Annotated in this window: 14 protein-coding genes; 3 read left to right on the plus strand and 11 right to left on the minus strand. The window is 68.7% G+C overall.

Annotated elements, in window-relative coordinates:
* Positions 1-16: 16 nt before the first annotated feature.
* The 10 genes from ACFSXZ_RS06595 to ACFSXZ_RS06640 all read right to left on the minus strand — a co-directional run bounded on the left by ACFSXZ_RS06595 (position 17) and on the right by ACFSXZ_RS06640 (position 10552).
* On the minus strand, positions 17-2383 hold the full coding sequence (locus tag ACFSXZ_RS06595; RefSeq protein WP_378262294.1) for an FAD-dependent monooxygenase: 2367 nt from the start codon (positions 2381-2383) through the stop codon (positions 17-19).
* Between the two features lie 22 nt (positions 2384-2405).
* Positions 2406-3638, minus strand: a complete 1233-nt coding sequence (locus ACFSXZ_RS06600) for a beta-ketoacyl synthase N-terminal-like domain-containing protein (RefSeq protein WP_378262296.1) — start codon at positions 3636-3638, stop codon at positions 2406-2408.
* A gap of 49 nt (positions 3639-3687) precedes the next feature.
* Positions 3688-4956: a beta-ketoacyl-[acyl-carrier-protein] synthase family protein gene (locus tag ACFSXZ_RS06605; RefSeq protein ID WP_378262298.1), complete on the minus strand. Its 1269-nt coding sequence runs from the start codon at positions 4954-4956 to the stop codon at positions 3688-3690.
* Positions 4953-5405, minus strand: coding sequence for a cupin domain-containing protein (locus ACFSXZ_RS06610; protein ID WP_378262300.1), 453 nt, complete (start codon positions 5403-5405; stop codon positions 4953-4955). Before ACFSXZ_RS06610 ends, ACFSXZ_RS06605 begins: the two co-directional genes overlap by 4 nt.
* Entirely contained in the window at positions 5402-5860 is a 459-nt protein-coding gene (locus ACFSXZ_RS06615; protein ID WP_378262302.1) for an SRPBCC family protein, read from the minus strand. Before ACFSXZ_RS06615 ends, ACFSXZ_RS06610 begins: the two co-directional genes overlap by 4 nt.
* Positions 5860-6117 carry an acyl carrier protein gene (locus tag ACFSXZ_RS06620; RefSeq protein WP_378262304.1) on the minus strand — a complete coding sequence of 86 codons (258 nt, stop codon included), beginning with the start codon at positions 6115-6117 and terminating at the stop codon, positions 5860-5862. Before ACFSXZ_RS06620 ends, ACFSXZ_RS06615 begins: the two co-directional genes overlap by 1 nt.
* Before the next feature lie 32 nt (positions 6118-6149).
* The gene (locus ACFSXZ_RS06625; RefSeq protein ID WP_378262306.1) at positions 6150-7568 is read right to left on the minus strand and encodes an acetyl-CoA carboxylase biotin carboxylase subunit; all 1419 of its coding nucleotides are present in this window, start codon (positions 7566-7568) and stop codon (positions 6150-6152) included.
* The gene (locus tag ACFSXZ_RS06630) at positions 7535-8035 is read right to left on the minus strand and encodes an acetyl-CoA carboxylase biotin carboxyl carrier protein (protein ID WP_378262308.1); all 501 of its coding nucleotides are present in this window, start codon (positions 8033-8035) and stop codon (positions 7535-7537) included. Before ACFSXZ_RS06630 ends, ACFSXZ_RS06625 begins: the two co-directional genes overlap by 34 nt.
* A 59-nt stretch (positions 8036-8094) precedes the next feature.
* Positions 8095-9804 (minus strand): acetyl-CoA carboxylase carboxyltransferase subunit alpha, encoded by a 1710-nt coding sequence (locus tag ACFSXZ_RS06635; protein WP_378262310.1) that lies wholly within the window; start codon positions 9802-9804, stop codon positions 8095-8097.
* An 82-nt stretch (positions 9805-9886) separates the two neighbouring features.
* Positions 9887-10552 (minus strand): TcmI family type II polyketide cyclase, encoded by a 666-nt coding sequence (locus tag ACFSXZ_RS06640; RefSeq protein ID WP_378262312.1) that lies wholly within the window; start codon positions 10550-10552, stop codon positions 9887-9889.
* Positions 10553-11353: 801 nt separating this feature from the next.
* Here ACFSXZ_RS06640 and ACFSXZ_RS06645 point away from each other — a divergent pair.
* Positions 11354-11557, plus strand: a complete 204-nt coding sequence (locus ACFSXZ_RS06645) for a hypothetical protein (RefSeq protein ID WP_378262314.1) — start codon at positions 11354-11356, stop codon at positions 11555-11557.
* Here ACFSXZ_RS06645 and ACFSXZ_RS06650 read toward each other — a convergent pair.
* Positions 11544-13757: an ATP-binding protein gene (locus tag ACFSXZ_RS06650; protein ID WP_378262316.1), complete on the minus strand. Its 2214-nt coding sequence runs from the start codon at positions 13755-13757 to the stop codon at positions 11544-11546. The genes ACFSXZ_RS06645 and ACFSXZ_RS06650 overlap by 14 nt on opposite strands.
* A gap of 187 nt (positions 13758-13944) precedes the next feature.
* On the opposite strand from ACFSXZ_RS06650, the gene ACFSXZ_RS06655 reads away from it, so the two are divergent.
* Both ACFSXZ_RS06655 and ACFSXZ_RS06660 read left to right on the plus strand, forming a co-directional pair.
* The gene (locus tag ACFSXZ_RS06655) at positions 13945-14814 is read left to right on the plus strand and encodes a DUF222 domain-containing protein (RefSeq protein WP_378262318.1); all 870 of its coding nucleotides are present in this window, start codon (positions 13945-13947) and stop codon (positions 14812-14814) included.
* Between the two features lie 478 nt (positions 14815-15292).
* Entirely contained in the window at positions 15293-16762 is a 1470-nt protein-coding gene (locus ACFSXZ_RS06660) for a family 2B encapsulin nanocompartment shell protein (RefSeq protein WP_378262320.1), read from the plus strand.
* Position 16763 lies beyond the last annotated feature (1 nt).

Genomic DNA, 16763 nt, shown 5'->3' on the forward strand with positions numbered 1-16763 from the left:
CGCCTTCGCGGGCGCGTCACATCACACCACCGCGGGCAGCCTCACCTTGTGAATTGTTCCCTCCGAAAACGCCCTGCAGGTTCGCGCGTAGCGCGTCGGCGTCGATGGGCAGGGCCCGGAATCCGACATGGCCGTCCGGGCGCACCAGGTACAGCGCCATTCCGGCGACACCGTAGGTGGCGCGGAACTGGCCCCCGTTGTCCCGCACCACGGGCGGATCCAGCATCCACGGCACGCGGGTGTCCGGGCTGCACACGAGATACACGTTCAGCTCACCGCAGGTCAGCTCGCGGATGTCGGCGGTCAGCTTCTCCACCGCCGCCAACGACGACTCGTCGGCCGTGGAGTCGGCGTAGACGAGCAGGGTGTGCTTCGTGCCGCGAGTCAGGTCGAACAACCGCAGCGAATGTCCCACCCCGCGCCGGTACAGACCGGACACGTCGGGCGCGCGGTCGCCGGGCCGGGGACCGTCCCGCAGTGCGTCCGGAGTGGACACCGACTCGGCGACCAGCGGACTGTCCGAATAGCTCAGCAGCATCGACATCTCTTGCAGGAACTGGCGTTTCAGGTCCTCGCGGTCGAGTTCGTCGGTGAAGGCCATCCGCACCGCGCGACCGACGATCTCCTCGCCCTCCGGCCGCCGTTCGGCTTCGTAGCTGTCCAGCAGACCGGGCGCGGCCCTGCCCCGCACCGCCAGCGCCACCTTCCACGCCAGGTTCCAGGCGTCCTGGATACCGGTGTTCATGCCCTGCCCGCCGGCGGGAGGATGCAGGTGCGCCGCGTCTCCGGCGACGAACACGCGCCCGTCGCGATAGGAGTCGACGATCCCGTGGCTGATCCGGAAGATCGACGACCAGCGCAGGTTGGACGCCCGGGTGCCGGGAGGCGCCAGCCGCGTCAGCGCGGCCTGGATGTCGGCCAGCGTCGGCTGGGCCAGTTCCTCGCTGAACCCGGGAGGGGCGTCCTTCCCCCCGGTCTGGGCGAAGAACCGGGGTGGCGCGAGGGTCGCGATCCGGTACCGGGACTCGCCGCGCAGCGGGACGCACACCACCATGTCGTCCATCTGGCCGTCGGTCTGGTGCAGGAATCGCAGCAGGTGGCCCTCCGGCATGTCCCAGTCCACGTCCACGTCACCGAGCATGAACAGCTGCGGGAACCGGCCGAGGCCACCGGTGAAGGTCAGCCCGAGCAGTTCGCGAACGGTGCTGTGCGCGCCGTCGCAGCCGAGAAGGTATTTCGCGCGCACGGTTTCGCGGCCGCCGCCGGCCATCTGGAGCGTGGCGAGCACACCGTCGTCGTCCTGGCTGAAGGCGATCAGTTCCGCGCCCCGGTACGGGCGCACGCCGAGGGCGGCCAGCCGATCGGTGAGGATGCGTTCGGTCTCGTACTGCGGAAGCCCGAGGTGCGCGTAAGGCAGTTCCGGCAGTTCCCAGCTCATCCGGCCGACCTCTTCGCCGTTGACGAGCACCATCTGCCCGGTCAGCCAGATTCCGGCGTCCATCGCGTCACGCACGATGCCCTGGTCTTCCCAGAGCTCCATCGTGCGGCAGTGCACCCCGATGGCCTTGTCGGCCTTCCCCGTCAGGGTGGGCATCTTCTCGACCACCCGGCAGTCGATCCCGCGCCGGGCCAGTTCGACAGCGGCGGTGAGCCCGGTGGGCCCCGCCCCGACCACGAGTACGTCCGTTGTCCAGTGCACTGTTTTCTCCCTGCTGTCCCGGGTTTTCCTGAACTCGGTGTCCTCGGTCTCCGCGCGGTCTCGGCCGTCGTTGCCGTCACGCCGGGGAGAAGCCGTCAGGTGGAAGAGGCGGCGCCGGAATTCGAGCAGGAACGGCGCGATCGGCCCGGCCTCCTCCCGCGCGTGCGCCGGATCGCCGATCCAGCGGAAGAACTCCGCTTCGCCACGCCATTCGGCCACGATGTGGTAGGTGTCCGTGCCGGGCTCGCGCAGCAGTTCCTCGCACAGGTATCCCGGCACCTCGGCCATCCGGGGGGCGACCTCGGCATAACCGCGTTCGAATTCGGCGAGCCGGGCGCCCGGCACGGTCAGCTCGACGTCCACGCAGATTTCCGGCCCGGTGGGCGCAGGGTCTTCGGCGTCGGCCATCAGGCGATGGTCACCAGGACGGGAAGGTTCGCACAGCGAGCCGACGGCCTCGGCGAAACGCGCCGCGACCGGACCGCTCCGGTACTCCAGCAGCGCCGCCTCGCCGGACCATTCCGTGACGACGACGAACAAGCGCGGCTCGAGGGCGCCGGCGAGCAGGTCCGCGGCGAGGTTGCCGGGCAGCGCGCGGATCCGTCCGGTCGCGGTGCGGCAGGCGGCTTCCACCGCCGCTTCCTGACCGGGCAGCGCGCGCAGCCGGTCCATCGTCCTGATCATGCGAGGTTCCCTTCCACCGCGATCACGCTCCAGGCCTGCGAAGCACCACCGAACTGTTGAACCCGCCGTAGCCACGGGCGGTCACGAGCACCGCGCCGACGCGCATCCGGCGTGGCTCACGAACGAAATCGAGGCCGTACTCGGGATCCGGGTCGGCGAGATTGCCGACGGCCGGGACCATCCCGTCCCGGATGGCGAGCGCCCCCACCACGAGATTCAGCGCGGATCCGCCCGCGCACAGCCGTCCGATGAAACCCTGGGGCGCGGTCACCGGGACGTTCTCGGCGCCGGAACCGAAGGTCTCCCGGATGGCACGCACTTCGAGCGCGTCGAAGTCACGGTTGCCCGCGCCGTCGGCGATGACGAGATCGATGTCCTGCGGGAGCAGGCCGGCGTCGGCGATGGCCTGCCGCATACACCGCGTGAGCTGGACGCTGTCGCCGGGCGCTTCGTGGTGATGGTGCGCGTCATGAGTGGCCGCGTAACCGGCGACCTCGGCGTAGATGTTCGCCGCACCACGGCGCCGCGCTTCGGCGGCGTCTTCGAGCACGAGCACGGCGCCGCCCTCCCCCGGCGCGTACCCGTTCGCTTCGACGTCGAAGGGTTTGTAGCCCCGAAGCGGATCCGGGCTCGTGGTCATCCGCCCGTTCGCCGTCTGGCACGACAGCGAGTACGGGCACAGCGGCGCCTCGGTGCCGCCTGCCAGCACGGTGGGCGTGCCCCGGCGGATCACCCGGCGCGCGTAGCCGACGCTGTCCAGTCCCCCGGCGCCGTCGGTGACGATCACGCTGGACGGGCCCTTGGTGCCGCGCGCGATCGACACCTGACCGGTGTTCGCCGCGTAGAACCACGCGATCGACTGGTAGGCGCTGACCGCGCGGCGGCCGCGCGCCCACAGCGCCTGGATTTCGCGCTGCCCGAACTCGACGCCGCCGGAACCGCTGCCGAACGCCACACCGGTGTGGTATGCCTCGCGCCCGGCCACGTCGTATCCGGCGTCGGCGAGGGCGAATTCCGTGGCGGCCAGTGCCATCCAGGTCCACCGGTCGGTCTGCACGGCCAGCCGGTCGTCGATGTAGTCCTTCGAAGAGAAACCCGGGACCTGTCCGGCGATGGTGGTGTCGTAGCGGCTCGCGTCGAAGGCTTCGATCGGCCGGACGTGCAGCTCACCGTCCAAAGTAGAGCGCCAGTAGGCGTCGGCGCCGACGCCGCTCGGCGCGACGACACCGGCTCCGGTCAGCACGATCGAACTCATCGGCCCATCCTCCGTCTGTCGGGTCCAGCAGGTCCACAGTGGACTCCTGTCAGGACGACCATCCCGGCCGGGCGAGCAGGATCGCCGACTGGAAGCCACCGAATCCGCTGCCCACCGAAAGCACCACGTCCAGCGACTCGGCGCGGGCGGTCTTGGGCACGTAGTCCAGATCGCACAGGGGATCCGGTTCCTCGTAGTTCGCCGTCGGCGGCACCACCCCGTCCTCGATCGCCAGCGCGCACGCCGCCACCTCGATCGAGCCGATGGCGCCGAGCGAGTGCCCCACCATCGACTTGATCGAACTCACCGGCACCCGGTAGGCGTGGTCGCCGAGACTGCGCTTGAACGCCGCGGTCTCGTGCACGTCGTTCTGCTTGGTGCCCGAACCGTGGGCGTTGACGTAACTGACGTCCTCCGGATTGCACCTCGCCTGGCGCATCGCCTCCTCGATCGCCGCGGCCATCTCGATGCCGTCGGGCCGCAGCCCCGTCATGTGGAAGGCGTTGCAGCGGTTGGCGTATCCGGCGATCTCGGCGTACACATGGGCGCCACGGCGCGCGGCGTGCCCGGCTTCTTCGAGGACGAGCACCGCCGAGCCCTCCCCCATCACGAACCCGTCCCGGGTGGCGTCGAACGGACGGGACGCGTGCTCGGGGTCGTCGTTGCGCGCCGTGGTGGCCCGGATCGCGTCGAAACAGGCCATCGTGATCGGCGAGATCGGCGCGTCGGTGGCGCCCGCGATCACCACGTCGGCGTCGCCGTCCTCGATCAGCTGATGCCCGTAGCCGATGGCGTCGATCCCCGACGTGCAACCGGTGGAGATCACCGCCGCCGGTCCGTGGGCCCCGAAGCGGACGGCGACCTCGGCCGCCATGCTGCTCGGCACCAGTGCCTCGTAGAGGAACCTGGTCGCGTAGCGTGGATCGACCAGCCATTCGCGCCCGCTGTCGGAGACCAGCTTGTACTCGTCCTCCAGCCGGGTGGTGGCCCCGACCGCGCTGCCCATGGCCACCGCCAGCCGGTCGTGGTCCAGCGAGTCGAGTTCGAGCCCGCTGTCGGCGACCGCCTCGCTCGCGGAGACCAGCGCGAACTGGGTGAACCGGTCGCTGCGCCCGGCCTCCTGCCGGGTGAGCCCGGCGGCGAGCGGGTCGAAGTCGCACTCGGCCGCCACCTGCGACCGGAACTGGTCGGGGTCGAAGAACGAGATCCGCCGGGTCGCGGTCCGGCCGCTGGTGAGCAGCTCCCAGAACTCCTTGCGGCCGGTACCGCCCGGGGCCACCACGCCGACCCCGGTGATCACCGACGAGCGCCCGTTCATCCCGTGACCTCACCCGGTGCCGGCTCGGTGTCGACGTGACCGAGCTCGGGCCGCGGCGCCAGCGGGCCCAGGCTGAACACCAGGAACGCCGTCTCCTGCCCGTCGTTCATCAGCCGGTGCCGGACCCCGATCGGGATGTGCACGCCGTGGTCGGCGCGCAACGTGCGGGGCTGCCCGTCGAGCCGCACGGTGATCGTGCCGCGGACGCAGTAGAGGAATTCCTCGGAGTAGGGATGCCAGTGCTCGGTCACCACCTCCCCCGGTTCCAGCGTCAGGGTGCCCATGAACCCCGCTGTCGCACCGGTCGTGGCGGGCGAGAGCACGGTCCTGATGTCACCCCCGCGCCGCCGGTTCGGCGGCACGTCCTCCCGGCCGACGACACGGACGTCGTCGGCGTGGTTCGGCGGCGTTTTCGAGGGTGTTTTCGGCGGTGTTTTCGACGCGGTCATGACGCACGCTCCGCGGCCAGTTCGATCTTGCGCGCGATGATCTCCATCTGGATGCGGGAGTTCTCGTTGATCCGCCGGGTCATCGCCTCGTCGTCGACCGGAGCGTCCGGCCGCATCGCGAAGTCCTGCACCCAGCGCATCCGGGTGCCCTCACCGTCTTCGGCGTAGGTCCATTCGATGTCCATGTACTCGAACGGGCCCTTCTCCACGCGGTGCGCGAGCACCTTGCGCTCGTCGGGATACATCGTTCGCTCGGACACCCAGGTCCACACCGTGCCGTTCTCGTCGGGGTGCATCGCCAGCCGGAACCTCACCGTGTTCCCGTCGGTGGCCAGGATCTCCGCCGACGAGTACTCGGTGAACAGGGCGGGCCAGGACGCCACGTCGTTGGTCATGGTCCAGACCAGATCGATCGGTGCCGCGATGTGCACCGTGTTCTCGGTGTGCCCGCTCATCACGCGTCCACCTCCCCGAGCCGCCGGTTGACGGCGGAAATGATGTCGGCGAACGGCCGGTGCTGCAGGCCTTCGTCGGGAAGCTCGAACCCGTACCGGGTCTCCAGCGTCGCCTGCACGGCCAAGAACGCCAGGGAATCCAGTCCGATGTCGGTGAACTTCAGGCTGGCGTCCGCGGTGCGGTTCGCCTCCGGTAGCCCGGCCTTGTCTTCGAGGATGTCCATCAGGTCCTCGAGGCTGAACGGTTGGATGCTCATGATGCTGCGACTCCCTTCGGTTAGCGGGCAGATCAGTCCAAGCGCGCCGGTCGTCCTCCTTCGCTCGCGGCCTGTTCGCCGGCCAGTTCGTCGACGAAGCCGATGGTGTGCTCGCCGGCGGCGAACACCGGATGGTTCAGCACCGCGCGATGAAACGCCGCGGTGGTGCTGATTCCCTTGCCGTCGACCCGGATCTCGGCCAGCGAACGGTCCATTCTGGCCAGTGCGGCGGGCCGGTCCGGTCCCCAGACCACGACCTTCGCCAGCAGCGAGTCGTAGAACGGGGAGACCCGCGCGCCCGCGAGGTAACCGGCGTCGACCCGCGTCCACGGCCCGGCGGGCAGGTCGAGCCGTTCCAGCAGTCCCGGCGTCGGCGCGAACGCCGAAGCGGGATCCTCGGCGTTGATCCGGCACTCGATCGCCGCACCGGTGATCGTCACGTCGTCCTGCTTGAGCGACAACGGTTCGCCGCCGGCGATCCGGAGCTGTTCGGCGACCAGGTCCACTCCGGTGACCATCTCGGTGACCGGATGCTCCACCTGGATACGCGCGTTGAGTTCCATGAAATAGAAGCGGCCGTCGCCGTCGACCAGGAATTCCATCGTTCCCGCGCCGGTGTAGCCCACGCCGGCCGCCCCGCGCACGGCCGCCGCGCCCATCTCGTCGCGCAGCGCCGGATCCAGGCGGGTGGACGGCGCCTCCTCGACCAGTTTCTGGCGCCGCCGCTGGATCGAGCAGTCCCGTTCGCCGAGGTGGATTCCGTTGCCGTGCCGGTCACAGAGGATCTGGATCTCCACATGCCGGGCATCGGTCAGGAACCGTTCCAAGTAGACGGTGCTGTCTCGGAACACCGCGTGCGCGGCGGCTCTGGTGGCGTTGTAGGCGGGACGGAACTCGTGCTTGGCGGGCACCACCGCCATCCCGCGCCCACCGCCGCCTGCCGCCGCCTTGATGATCACCGGGTACCCGATCTCGGCCGCGATCCGCTCGCCGTCCTCGACCGTCTCGACCGGATCCTGCGTGCCCGGCAGCAGCGGCAGCCCGGCGCGGGCCATCAGCCCGCGCACGACCGCCTTGTTGCCCAGCCTGGCCATCACCTCGGGAGCGGGACCGACGAAGATCAGGTCGTTGTCCACGCAGATTTCGGCGAAATCCGGGTCCTCGGACAGGAAACCGTAGCCGGGATGGATCGCGTCCGCGCCCGCCTGCCGCGCCGCCTCGACGATGTTCGGGATGTTGAGGTAGCTGTCCTTGGCCGACGGCGGCCCGATGCACACCGAAGCGTCGGCCAGCGCGAGGACCGCCGCGTCCCGGTCCGCCGTGGAATACACGGCGACGACCTCGATCCCGAGTTCCCGGCAGGTTCGCGCGACCCGCACCGCGATCTCGCCGCGGTTGGCGATGAGCAGTCTGCGGATCATCGCCTGCCGCCCTCCGGGCCGGGGGTCCACGCCCGCTCCTCCGGCGCCATGACGATCAGCGGCTGGTCGAACTCCACCGGATCGCCGTTGGCGACGAGCACTTCCTCCACCGTGCCCGCGCATTCGGCGAGCAACGGATTCATCAGTTTCATGGCCTCGACGATGGCCAGCGTCTCGCCCTTGCCGACCAGATCACCGATCGACACGAACGGCGGCGCGCCCGGCTGCGGAGCCGTGTAGAAGGTCCCGACCAGCGGCGCGCGGATGACCACGAGGCCTTCCCGGTCGCCGGATTCCCCGGCTTCGCCATCCGCCGGAGGCGCGACCGCCCCGGTGACCGGGCTGACCGGGGTGTCCGACCACTCGACCTCGACGCTGTGCCCCGCCGCGTGCATCGCCACCCGCCGGAGGTTGCCGGACAGCTTCGTCACCGCGGTGACTTCTCGCGTCAGCGCGCGCAGGATCGCGGCGTGATCATCACCGCTGGGCTCGCTCATGCCACTACCTCCGCGCGTGTGCCTTCTTCGTCTCCGTCGTCACCGTGGTCCGGACTCGCTCAAGCCGACCTCACCTCGCTCGCTTGCCACTTGCCGTAGGCGCGAAACCGTTGATGCCGCGTGGAAAGCAGGTCCTGGCCCGGCACCGCGGCGAGTTCGTCGAGAGCCTCCACGACGGCCTTGGCCAGGTTGTCCGCCGCCTGCGCGGGATCGGTGTGCGCGCCACCGGCCGGCTCGGGCACGACCCCGTCGACGATGCCGAGCCCGAGCAGTTCCGGGGCGGTGATCCGCAGCGCGCGGGCGGCCTCGGGAGCCTCGTCCGCCGACCGCCACAGGATCGCGGCGCACCCTTCCGGGCTGATCACCGAATAGAAACCGTTCTCCAGCATCAGCACCCGGTCGGCGGTCGCGAGCGCGAGCGCCCCGCCACTGCCGCCCTCACCGGTGATCACCGAGACGATCGGCACCGGCAGGGTGCTGCTGCGCATGATGCATTCGGCGATCGCCGCCGACTGCCCGCGCCGCTCGGCCTCGACTCCGGGGTAGGCGCCGGGGGTGTCCACCAGGCACACCACCGGCAGCCCGAGCGACGCCGCGTGGTCCATCAGGCGGCGGGCCTTCCGGTATCCCTCGGGATGGGCCATGCCGAAGTTGGTGGCCACCCGCTCGCCGGTGGTGTGGCCCTTCTGGTGCCCGATCACCATCACCCGGCGTCCGCCGATGCGCGCGGGACCGCCGACCACGGCCGGGTCGTCACCGGTGCACCGATCCCCGTTCAGCGCGCAGAAATCGTCGAACGCGAGACCGAGGTAGTCCGTTGTGGACGGACGATCGACATGCCGGGCACGCCGCACCACCTCCCACGGATCCTCGGTGCGGAGCCGCTTGACCCGGCGGATCGGCGGAGTGCCCGGCACCGTCTTCGGCTCCTGCTGCTGAGGATGGTGAACGCGCAGCAGGCGGTGCAGCAACGGCCGGAGCCCGGCCCGGGGTACCACGTCGTCCACCATCCCGTGCTGGAGGAGGAATTCCGCGGTCTGGAAGCCTTCCGGCAGTTCCTCGCGCACCGTCTGCCCGATCACCCTCGGCCCGGCGAAGCCGATCAGCGCGCCGGCTTCGGCCAGCACGACGTGACCCAGTGAGGCGAACGACGCGCTCACCCCGCCGAAGGTCGGGTTGGTCAGCACGCAGATGGACAGCACGCCGTCCTCTCGCAGACCCGCCATCGCCTGCGCGGTCTTCGCGAGCTGCATCAGGGCGAGCGCGCCTTCCTGCATCCGGGCGCCGCTGGAAGCCGTGACCACCACCAGCGGCGTGCGGGTGCGGCGAGCGTGCTCGGCGGCCGCCGTCACACACTCGCCGACCGCCGAACCCATGCTGCCGCCCATGAAGCGGAAATCCATCGCGGTGAGCACGACCTCGCAACCGCCGAGTCCGGCGGTGCCGAACACCACGGCCTCCGCCTCACCGGTTTTCTCGCCCGCGGCGGCGAGGCTCTCCCCGTAGTCACGCCGGCCCCCGAAGGAAATCGGGTCCCAGCCGGTGCCGTACCGGGGAATCGCCTCGCCGGTCATCTCGACGAAGCTGCCGGGGTCGGCCAGCTGCGCGATCCGCTCGCGTGCGGTGAGCCGGGTGTGGTGACCACAGCCCGCGCACACGCCGAGATCACGCCGCAGCCGTTTCCGGTAGAGCAGCGCCCGGCAACCCGGGCACGTCTGCCAGCCGCCGACCCCGCGCAGCGTTGGAGTGATAGGTCTGGTCGTGCTCATGGTCACCGCTGTTCCTCCGCGAGTTCGCGCGTCCCCGCTCTGCGATCGCCTCGACAGCCGCGGGCCGGCACAGGGGGTGTCATCAGTCGCCGGCTCGCCAGCGGTAGAACTCCTTCGCCACCGCGTCCGCCGGACCACGCCAGGATTCCGGGTTGTACGGGTCGATGTACGGGCGGAGGTCTTCCATGATCTTGGCGAACGCGGGCTGGTCGTGGTTCTTGCGCACGGTGTCGGTGAACGGGCCGTCGCGCTCCAGCAGGTGCAGGTAGACATCGTCGATGGAGTAGAGCCAGCGCGCGGTCACGCCCATGATCTCCGGCAGCGGCCCGGCGTCGGACTGGGCGAAGATCCGCGCGACGTCGGTCTGGGTGTCGGGCTTGATCCGCGCGACGATCACCGTCATCTGCCGGTCGGCCGGGTCGACCTTCCTGCCCGAATCCCACCGGTAGAACTCCTTGGCCACCGAGTCCGACGGCACCTTCCAGTCCTTCGGATAGGGCGTCACATAGGGCGCGATGGCCTCGCTGACCTGTTTGAACGCGGGCAGTCCCCGGGTCTGCCCGGTGACCTTCGGGTCGGCCTTGCGCTCGATGATGTGAATGTAGAGATCGTCCAGTGAAAGCAGGGTCCGTCCGATCACGCCGAAATCCTGTGGCCGCGTGGTCTCGTCCGCCCGGCGGAAGACCTCGGCCACCTTGTCCTCACTACCGGGGACAATGCGCGCGACAATGACACTTCGGAAAGTCATGGCAACTCCTTATGGCCACTGCTGATTACGACCCGAGCGAATTCCGCACAGCGGGTACCGCGTGGAAAACCCATCGCTCGTGGCACCACCGCCCTGGCCGGGCGGCGCGGGCACCGCGCCGTACTCGGTGCGGTTCACAGACGATCTCAGACGGACGCCACCGAAACGAATACGCGCCGCCGGTGGTGTGCTACGACGCGGCAAGGTCTTGGCTCGGGGTAAAACCGCGGAACGGATGCAACGAATACGACAACATCATGTGCATGGAGTAAACCTGTGCGGAACCTAAGAGGTCTTCACCCGATAGTAGTGACCCGGGCCCCCTCCGATGTGATCCATCGCGCCGAGACCGCCGGACAACACGGTCGATCCGCCTACATCCGGTACCGGTACCCCCGGAAGGGACGACGCCGTGACACTTTCGGCACAACGGTTTCGTGACGGTGAGAGACAGGTCCGGTCCATCCCCACACGCACGGTGAACAGTCCGGCGAATCCATCGAAGAACGCCGGGCGACCAGAGAAAACGAATTTCGCGATATATCGGAAACTGTCGCGAATATGGTTTCGTGACAAAGGCACATTTCTTTGATTACCGGAATTCACCACTCTCGCGATGGCCCTTCCCGGGTCGACGGCACGGCCACTGCGGCGAACGGCCCGGAGCCGCTACCCTCGAACAGGAACTCGAAGACCGGTTCCCGAGCAGGAAAAGCCGGGCCGAGTTCGGCGGAGTGACGCCGAGTTCGGCGGTAACGCTCCCGCAACGCCAGTGTCGGCGCTCATCGAGGAGGAGACGAAGTGGCACCACGGCAACCGGAAGGCATCCCGTCCGCCCTGCTCGACCTGAGCGGTGTGTCCTTGCGCGAACTCGGCACCCTCGCCGGGCCGGAAGTGACCGAAGCGATCAACGCGACGCTGGCGATGGTGGCCGGCGGCGGAGACGAAGTCCAAGATCAGCGGGAGGACCCCTGGCGTCCTTCCCTCCCCGTCACACCCCGGTGAGGCGATCACCGCGTACTGACTCGAGGTCGTTCGCCACCGCGAACGCGTCGGCGGCCCGCCGGTGGTATCGCTCCGCTTCCTCGACGCGGCCCATGCGCTGACACGTATCGGCAAGGCGCGTCAGCACGTGTCCCTCCGACCGGCGGTCAGCCACCTCGCCGAAGAACCGCAGCGCGTCGAGAAGGCACTCCACGGCCTCGTCGAACCGGCCCATTTCGCGGTACGCGAGGCCAAGATCGGCCCGGGCGCGCGCCACACGGTGACGGTCGCCGACCTCGGTCAGCACGGTCAGGCTCTCGAGATGGCACGCCACCGCCTCCTCCAGCCGGCCCATCTCGCGATAGACGATCCCGATTCCGTTGAGATTGCGGCCTTCGACCAGTCGCGCACCGATCGAGCGGACGATGCGCAAATCCTCCAAGCGGCACCGCAGCGACTCCTCCAACCGCCCGAGAAGCCGGCACGCGACGGCAATGCCGAACAGTGCGCCACCTTCATGGGCACGGTCCCCCAGTTGACGGTAGATCGCCAGAGCACGCTGATGCAGGTTCAGCGCCTCCGAAGGGTTTCCCGCGATCTGCAGGACGTCACCGAGTCTGGTCAGGCTATGGCCTTCTTCCCAGGAGGATCCGATTTCTCGGCATATCGTCAGTGCTCGGCGATGGCAGGATTCCGCGTCGTCCAGCCTGCCGAGTTTCCGGAAAAGTACACCGAGGTGATTCAACATCCGCGCCTCGTTGGACGCGTCACCGCTTTCGCGGGTGATAGCCAAGGCGAAAACGTGGGTCTCATACCATTCGTCCCGCAATTCCCGTACCTCGAAAAACTGGTACAGCTCCCGGGTGAGTTCCACCGCCTGTCGCGGGTGTCCGTGCCGTGCGGCCGAAGTCACCATGCCGACGAGGCTGGCATGCTCGGTGTCGCCCCACTGGATGGCTTGCCTCGGGCCGGTGAACCGCGCTCGGGCCGCTCGTTCGGGTGTTCGCCTGATGTGATCGCGCGCCTCACGAACTGTGTCCAGGTAGTAGTCGAGGAGCCTGGCGAACGCATCCTCGCGTTCCGGATCTTCCCCCGCCCGTTCACCGGCATAGAGGCGCAGCAGGTCGTGTAACCGCCACCGGTCCGGTCCGGCCGCGGGCTGGACCAGGTTGGCCCGGCGCAGTTCGCGCAACAGCGGCCGGACCTCACTCTCTTCGATTCCGAGAAGAGCCGCCATCGCGCCGAGGCCGATCTCGGGCCCGGGGTTGAGCGCGATCAGCCGGAACAACCGGGCGGCCGCCGGATCGAGATTCCGGTAGGACAGATCGAACGCGGCGCGCACCGCCAGCCCGCTGTCGTAGCTGAGTTCGGTCAGCCTTCGCCGTTCCTCCGACAACGCGTCGGCCAACTCGGCGACCGACTGTTCCGGCATCGCGGCCAGCAGGGCCGCGGCGACCCGGACCGCCAACGGCAGTCCGCCGCACATCCGCACGACACGGGCCACCGCCGCGGGATCACTGGCCGCGCGGACGTCCCCCGGATCGACGGTGGCCAGTTCCTCGACCAGCATGCGAGCCGCCTCGTCGTCGTCCAGCACACCGAGATCGAGCAGCCGGGCACCGTCGAGGTCGGCGAGCCGGTGCCGGCTGGTGACCAGGACGCGATGCTCTCGCGTACCGGGCAGGAGAGGCCGCACCTGTGCCCCGTCCGAGACGTTGTCGGCGACGATCAGTAAGCGCTTTCCCCTCCTGCCCCACTCGGCGAGAATCGAACGCCACAACCGTTCACGATCAGCCGGGTGCGGTGGCACGTGTTCACCCGAAACGCCGAGCGCACCGAGCAGGCTCGCCAGCGCCGAAGAGGCCATGACACGCTCTCCCGGGTCGTAGCCGCGCAGGTTCATCATGACCGCCCCACCGGGGAACCAGCCCGCCTCCACGGCCTGGTGCGCGGCACGCACCGCGAGCGCGGTCTTGCCGACACCGGCCAGACCACTCAGCGTGGAGATCACCACGGCCGGGTCACCGGGCTCGCCCGGCCTCAACGCGGCCGCCACCGACGCCAGCTCGTTCTCCCGGCCGACGAAAACGGCCTGCGGCGGCAGCCCGGCCACCGCGACCGGCGGAGTCACCGGCCGGGAAAGCATCACGCGATGGCTTTGCAGCACGTTCCCGAGCACGAATCCGCTTATTTCGTTGTGCCCACCGGAGCCGTCCGCCATACCTTCCAGTCTGCCTTCGCGCTCGGCGGTGCGACAGGATTTCGGCGGACTCCGACCGCGGGCCACCGTAAGGCGTCATCATCCGAGGCCGAAGACACGGACACCCGCGATCCTCAGAACAAAGCACGTCACCCGATCGTGCTTACGCCGGGGACGATATTCGCCTTCCTGTTCGATAGAATGAGGTATGCCTGGAAGCCGTTCCGACCCGCCCGAGCGAACCCGTCCCGCCGTCGGGAAAGTCCTGCCGTGGCTGGAAACCGGGGAAGACACGGACACCCTCGCGGAACTGGAAGCACACCTGACCGCGACGTTGCGGGATTTGGCGGTGACAGGGAAGCCACGTGGCGGGTTGCTGCGGACCGCGCGACGGTTGCAGGCGATGGCAAACCAGATTCGGGCAGCCCAAATGGCGGTGATCGCGGAGTTCGACCGTGCCGCGGAGCAGCCGAGCAATGTTGCTCTGGAGGTCTCGCTGGGGCTGGCGATCAGTAAACACACTGCCCAGTACCAGATCGGGCTGGCGCAGGCGTTGACCACGCGCCTGCCGCAGACGTTGGCGGCGATGCGGCGGGGTGAGATCGACAGTTGGAAGGCCAGTCGTGTCTATGAGCCCACCGCGGTCCTTTCCGATGCGAAGGCGCGCGAGGTGGACGCGATCATGGCGGTTCGGATTCCCGGGAAGGATCCCGCTGGGTTGCGCCGCTCGGTCAACCGGGTGGTAGCCAAGGTCGATCCGGAGGGCTACGCGGAGCGCATGGTTCCCTTGTTGAGACAGTTCGATTTCGCGCGCCGGCGACTCACCGCACGCATGACGGGACCCGTCATGGACAGCGGCGACGGGGCGGCCACCGCGGTCGAGCCCATGACGGACAAAGAGTTCCTCTGGGAACCCGTGCGGGGCCGCTGGTCGGTGCGGCGCCGGGAGGAGGAGCCGGGAGTTCGTGCGACCTTCCTGCCGGCGCGGTGGGTCAACCAGGAATTGCTGCACCACGGAGCTGAAATCGCGCTGCTTCGAGATCTGTACCGCGATCTGCACCCCGCACAACGGGACTGACTCGCCGCACGCGGCCCTTGATCACCAGAACCTGAGCGCTCGCGAGACCGGGCGGCAACGTTAGCCCGAACCGCATCCGGCGGCAATGCGTCCTTTCCGTCTTCCTCCGTGTGGCCGCACGCCTGTCCTCCGTGTCGGCGGTCCGGCCGCTTCAGGCGGGTCTTCGGCTACTTTCCGGATACCTTTCGGTGGCCTGAGCCACCCCCGTGGAGCAATTGTGCCGCCGACGTGCCACACCGCGGGGAAACACCCGGCCAACAAGAAAGCCCGCGCGCCTCGTCCGGCCGCGCCCGATTCCGGCTCCGGCCTCGGGGTCGCGTGCGAAACCGCTGCTCATCCCGCCGCGCGGGGAAGATCTCGCGGGTTCCGGCGCCGCACTGATTTCCGATATGCGGGCATATGACCTTCGGTAGTTCCGGCTCCGGAAATCCCTCACCTGAATCAGCGATCGACACACTCCGGGGTCACTGCCACGATCATGCCAGAGCGACGAAGAAACTCGCCGGACCACAATCGGGGGTGGACAGTGACGAGCACGGAATCAACGTTCGCGGACACACAGTCGGAAAATGGGCAGACCCGGCTCAGCCTGAGCACCGACGCGGCACGGAATTTGTCGACCACGACCAAAACGCCGCCACAGATGCAATCCATCACGTCCCGCTGGCTGCTGCGGCTGTTGCCGTGGGTGCAGGTCTCCGGCGGCGTTTACCGGGTCAACCGCAGGCTGACCTACACCTTCGGCGACGGGAGAATCACGTTTTCCAACACCGGTTCGGACATCCGGGTCGTCCCGGCCGAACTGGGCGAGCTCGCGCCGTTGCGGGAATTCGACGACACCTCCGTGCTCGCGGCGCTCGCCGAGCGGTTCACGCAGCGGGAATACGAGCCCGGCGACGCCATCGTCACCGCGGGCGAACCGGCCGATCACGTGGTACTCATCGCGCACGGCAAGGTCAGCCGGATCGGCGCGGGCAAGTACGGCGACGAGACCGTCCTGGGTGTCCTGGCCGACGGCGATCACTTCGGCGCGCCGGTGTTCCTCGGCGCGGAAGCGAACTGGGACTTCACCGCGAAAGCGCTTACCGCCTGCACCGTACTGACCCTCTCCCGGTCCGCCGTGCGCGAGGTCATCGGGCAGTCCGACGCGCTGAGGGATCATCTCGCCTGGGTCGCCATCCACTCTTCCCGTGAGCAGAACGCGCACGGAGAGGCGGAAGTCAGCCTTTCCTCCGGGCACGAAGGCGAACCCGATCTCCCGGGCACCTTCGTCGACTACGAGCAGGAGCCTCGCGAGTACGAGCTGAGCGTCGCGCAGACGGTACTGCGCGTCCACAGCCGTGTCGCCGACCTCTACAACAAGCCGATGGATCAGGTCGAGCAGCAACTCCGGCTGACCATCCACGAGCTGCGGGAAGAGCAGGAGCGCGAACTGGTCAACAACCCGGACTTCGGGTTGCTGCACAACGCCGACCTGCGCCAGCGCATCCACACCCGGGCCGGCGCGCCCACGCCCGACGACATGGACGAGTTGCTGTCGCTGGTCTGGAAGGAGCCGGGTTTCTTCCTCGCACACCCCCGCGCGATCTCCGCGTTCGGCCGGGAATGCAGCCGCCGCGGTCTGTATCCGCAGAGCGTGGACTTCGGGGGGCACCACGTGCCGGCATGGCGCGGTGTGCCGATCTTCCCCTGTAACAAGATCCCGATGTCCGGCCACCGGACGACCTCGATCATGCTGATGCGCACCGGCGAGGCCGCCCAGGGCGTGGTCGGCCTCCACCAGACCGGCATCCCGGACGAATACGAGCCCGGCCTTTCGGTGCGGTTCATGAACATCAACGAAAAGGCCATCATCTCCTACCTGGTCAGCGCCTACTACTCGGCGGCGGTCCTGGTGCCGGACGCGCTGGCCATTTTGGACAATGTGGAAACCGGCCGGGAAGACTGAC

It is taken from the genome of Amycolatopsis pigmentata (assembly GCF_042684065.1).
GTDB classification, from domain to species: Bacteria; Actinomycetota; Actinomycetes; order Mycobacteriales; family Pseudonocardiaceae; genus Amycolatopsis_E; species Amycolatopsis_E pigmentata.

Coding starts and splice junctions, on each gene's coding strand:
- ACFSXZ_RS06595 (WP_378262294.1), bottom strand. CDS start 2,383: ATGATCAGGACGATGGACCGGCTGCGCGCGCTGCCCGGTCAGGAAGCG.
- ACFSXZ_RS06600 (WP_378262296.1), bottom strand. CDS start 3,638: ATGAGTTCGATCGTGCTGACCGGAGCCGGTGTCGTCGCGCCGAGCGGC.
- ACFSXZ_RS06605 (WP_378262298.1), bottom strand. CDS start 4,956: ATGAACGGGCGCTCGTCGGTGATCACCGGGGTCGGCGTGGTGGCCCCG.
- ACFSXZ_RS06610 (WP_378262300.1), bottom strand. CDS start 5,405: ATGACCGCGTCGAAAACACCGCCGAAAACACCCTCGAAAACGCCGCCG.
- ACFSXZ_RS06615 (WP_378262302.1), bottom strand. CDS start 5,860: ATGAGCGGGCACACCGAGAACACGGTGCACATCGCGGCACCGATCGAT.
- ACFSXZ_RS06620 (WP_378262304.1), bottom strand. CDS start 6,117: ATGAGCATCCAACCGTTCAGCCTCGAGGACCTGATGGACATCCTCGAA.
- ACFSXZ_RS06630 (WP_378262308.1), bottom strand. CDS start 8,035: ATGAGCGAGCCCAGCGGTGATGATCACGCCGCGATCCTGCGCGCGCTG.
- ACFSXZ_RS06635 (WP_378262310.1), bottom strand. CDS start 9,804: ATGAGCACGACCAGACCTATCACTCCAACGCTGCGCGGGGTCGGCGGC.
- ACFSXZ_RS06640 (WP_378262312.1), bottom strand. CDS start 10,552: ATGACTTTCCGAAGTGTCATTGTCGCGCGCATTGTCCCCGGTAGTGAG.
- ACFSXZ_RS06650 (WP_378262316.1), bottom strand. CDS start 13,757: ATGGCGGACGGCTCCGGTGGGCACAACGAAATAAGCGGATTCGTGCTC.
- ACFSXZ_RS06655 (WP_378262318.1), top strand. CDS start 13,945: ATGCCTGGAAGCCGTTCCGACCCGCCCGAGCGAACCCGTCCCGCCGTC.
- ACFSXZ_RS06660 (WP_378262320.1), top strand. CDS start 15,293: ATGCCAGAGCGACGAAGAAACTCGCCGGACCACAATCGGGGGTGGACA.